Source organism: Arsukibacterium sp. (assembly GCF_033722355.1).
GTDB lineage: Bacteria > Pseudomonadota > Gammaproteobacteria > Enterobacterales > Alteromonadaceae > Alishewanella.
Map to the genome: position 1 here is coordinate 1 of NZ_JAWVZF010000225.1, position 3,299 is coordinate 3,299.

The 3,299-nt window shown below is 47.2% G+C and carries 3 protein-coding genes and 4 tRNA genes; 5 read left to right on the forward strand and 2 right to left on the reverse strand.

The features are described from left to right. Positions 1–1,079: hypothetical protein (locus tag R3177_RS13995; protein WP_318971631.1), on the forward strand; the 1,079-nt coding region annotated here is incomplete at its 5' end. Between the two features lie 27 nt (positions 1,080–1,106). Here R3177_RS13995 and R3177_RS14000 read toward each other — a convergent pair. After that, positions 1,107–2,099: an XrtA/PEP-CTERM system-associated ATPase gene (locus R3177_RS14000; protein WP_318971632.1), complete on the reverse strand. Its 993-nt coding sequence runs from the start codon at positions 2,097–2,099 to the stop codon at positions 1,107–1,109. Positions 2,100–2,475: 376 nt separating this feature from the next. Between R3177_RS14000 and R3177_RS14005 the strand changes: the two genes are divergently transcribed. The 4 genes from R3177_RS14005 to R3177_RS14020 all read left to right on the forward strand — a co-directional run bounded on the left by R3177_RS14005 (position 2,476) and on the right by R3177_RS14020 (position 2,861). Then, a tRNA-Ala gene (locus R3177_RS14005) sits at positions 2,476–2,551 on the forward strand. A 13-nt stretch (positions 2,552–2,564) separates the two neighbouring features. Further along, positions 2,565–2,640, forward strand: a tRNA-Glu gene (locus tag R3177_RS14010). Between the two features lie 31 nt (positions 2,641–2,671). Then, positions 2,672–2,747, forward strand: a tRNA-Glu gene (locus tag R3177_RS14015). A gap of 38 nt (positions 2,748–2,785) precedes the next feature. Continuing rightward, a tRNA-Glu gene (locus R3177_RS14020) sits at positions 2,786–2,861 on the forward strand. Between the two features lie 134 nt (positions 2,862–2,995). Here the strand turns inward: R3177_RS14020 and R3177_RS14025 are convergent. Beyond that, a partial coding sequence (locus R3177_RS14025; protein ID WP_413229094.1) for an SGNH/GDSL hydrolase family protein occupies positions 2,996–3,299 on the reverse strand: 304 nt, incomplete at its 5' end.

Sequence of the window (3,299 nt, forward strand, 5' to 3'; positions counted from 1 at the left end):
ACGACGAGCCAGACAATGATGATGGCTTACCGGCTTTTGATAATGATAATTACCGGGCCGGAGTGCTACTGGCCAGCCGCGATCGCTCGAGAACAACGTTCTGGCGTCTGGAGGGGGCGGTTGGCAAAACCCGGCGCCAGCAACTTCGTGATTATGACAACAGAGCAGTACAGGCCACAGTGGGGCTGCCCATTTCCTCGCGATTATCTTTAATTGGCCGCGGTAGCTATGAATACACCGACAATAATAACTTTTACCAGAATGAGTTCTCATCCTATGGCGGCGGCGTTGAACTTAAGCTTGGACGGGTATCCTGGGTGAATGTTTCGGTAAACCGGGCAACCACCAAACGCTTTGAGGAAGAGGATGAAAATAATACTTATTGGGCCACAGAATTTTATCTGGCACCCAGCCGTCGGACATCGTTAGAAGGTGCTTACGACCGCCGTTATTTTGGCCGGACGGCCAGTTTGGCGGGGCAGTATCATATCAGAGCATTGACGTTGCGCTTGAATGTGACAGATGCGGTGCAAACGCAAACTGAGCTCGATCGGGAGTTAACTGATTTAGGTATTTTCGTTTGTCCTGATTCAGCGAGTGATTTTACGGATTGTTACCGACCGCCAAATCCGAATTATTCACCCCGACCTGGTGAGTCATATCAGCAGGTATTTGATGTCGGGCTCGAGCTTGATCAGCAACTGGTGTTGCGCCGCTCTGCCAGTTTAGCTCTGGGCTACACTAAACGGCGGTTAAGTGTTAATCTAACTGCCAATGCCAGTGATATCGAATATGTTGAGCGGAGCGACGAGCAGCGTAATCGCAGTGTGAGTTTACGCACTGGCTGGCGCTTTTCAGAGCGAAGCAGTATTAACGCTGCTTTGCAGATTTACCAAATTGATTACCAGTTTGCCAACCGTAAAGACGATAACATTTTATTGTCTGTGGGTTATGATGTGACATTGTCTGAGCATTCTGATCTGTCAGTATCGCTGCGCAGAACAGAACGAAACTCCAGCAGCGACAGCTTTACGGCTAGCGAGAACCGGGTCTGGCTAACCTATATTTATACGTTTTAGTGGTTAGCCAGCTGGTATTGGCAGACATCAGTTTTCTTTAGGCTGACTATCTAAAATCTGCTTTTGTTTCTTCAGCAGCTGGTCAAGTTCTCTGGCCAGTTTTACTTTCTGTTCCAGAGAGCTATCTAATAAAGCATTAATGTCTTTTAGCACTTTAGCCTGCTGTTCACCATCACTGGTTTCGGCTGAGGGTTGTGCCGTTACCTGATTCGCAACCTCCTGGGACAGTTCACTGATAACTGTCTGCACATCATGCCGCTCAATCGTGGTAAGGTCTTCCAGATAACCATATAACATGACCCGGTCCATCAGCAGATTAATTTTACGGGGAATGCCACGACTAAATTGCTGAATATCCGGGTAGCATGCCTCAGCAATTAAACCATCTCTGGCGCCAGCCTGGTTTAGACGAAATTCAATATAAGCCTGGGTTTCATCAGTTTGCAATGCGGTTAAATTGGACGAAGCAATAATTCGCTGACGGAACTGCTCCATATTGGGTGCCTGAATAATCGGATTTAATTCATTCTGGCCAAGTAAAAAACTTTGCAATAAGGGTTTACCATTCACCTGGAAATTAGACAGCATTCTGAGTTCTTCAATGGATTCCAAAGGCAGGTTTTGTGCTTCATCAACCAGCAGCAAAGCGCGACGATGTTGAGCGTGCAGGCGTTTCAGGTAGTTGTATATGGCATCAAGATAGCTGGCTTTATTGTGTTCATTCACCACCAGGTTAAAACTCGACGCAATCATTCGGATAAGATCATCAGGAGCCAGCTTGGATGTAACAATTTGTTTAGCAACTATTTCATCCTGGTTTAGTTGATTAAGCAACTGGTTTGCGATGGTCGTTTTGCCTGTGCCGACATCGCCGGTTATGACAATAAAACCTTCGCCCTGGGTTAAGCCATACTGCAGATAGGCCAGCGCGCGTTTATGCAGTTTGCTGGCAAAAAACCAGTTAGGATTTGGCGTAAGCTGAAACGGGCGTTCTTTCAATCCGTAATAGGATTCGTACATAACAATATCCTTATAGCAAGTAAGCGGGCATCGGGTCGTTAAACCTCTATCTATGGATACCCGGCAACAGATGTACTCTTGCTTGCAGTGTATACAATTTCGTTGCTAAAGACGATAACTGTACCGGGTTTTGTCCCTCAGTCTGTCGTTTTTCGGTGCGAAAGCTGCGGATCCATTATAGTAAGTAAGGCAGGCTAAGTTATTGGAAAATCAACTGGCAGGCATGTTATCAGCTGTAATTTTCAGCAACGCGTTTAAAAAATGGCCGAACAATATTTTGGCCTGAAAAAACTGTTGACACATTTACAGCGTCACCCTAGAATGCGCCCCGTGTTCAGCGATAACGTTTCGACTTAATTGCTGAGGATAAAAGTGTGGGGCTATAGCTCAGCTGGGAGAGCGCTTGCATGGCATGCAAGAGGTCAGCGGTTCGATCCCGCTTAGCTCCACCAAGATTTCCAGTGCGTCCCCTTCGTCTAGAGGCCTAGGACACCGCCCTTTCACGGCGGTAACAGGGGTTCGAATCCCCTAGGGGACGCCACTTAAATCTGCACACTTTGACTGAATACAGCGTCCCCTTCGTCTAGAGGCCTAGGACACCGCCCTTTCACGGCGGTAACAGGGGTTCGAATCCCCTAGGGGACGCCACTTCGGTCGCTAATAAGCGTTTTTTACTGTTCTGTTAAGTCCCCTTCGTCTAGAGGCCTAGGACACCGCCCTTTCACGGCGGTAACAGGGGTTCGAATCCCCTAGGGGACGCCATCTTACTGCAAAGTCACCGTTACTTAAGCACTTAGCTGGACAGCTGCAACGATAAGGGCAGTCTGGCGCGTTATATTCATTGACATGTTAATAACGGAGATTGACATCTTCTGTTCCCGCGCTGAAGCCGTTGTTTAATTCTTACTCGGTAACCCTCTGAGCAAATCTGCCATAAAGTCACTGATCAGCGGTTGTGCTGCCGCATTAGGGTGAATACCGTCAGCCATCATTAAATTACTATTAATTGCGATACTGTCCATAAAAAATGGCCACAGGGTAATATTATGTTTCTCGGCTAGTTGGGGATAAAGTGCGGTAAATTGTCTGACGTAACGTGGTCCGTAATTTGGCGGGATGCGTATTTGCATTAGTAACGGCTCGGCATTATGCTGCTGGATCAGCGTAATGATTTTACTCAGATTTGTCTGAATAAGTTCT

What these genes read in the sequence shown, in the direction of transcription:
- R3177_RS14000 (WP_318971632.1), bottom strand. Translation starts at nt 2,099, where the DNA reads ATGTACGAATCCTATTACGGATTGAAAGAACGCCCGTTTCAGCTTACG.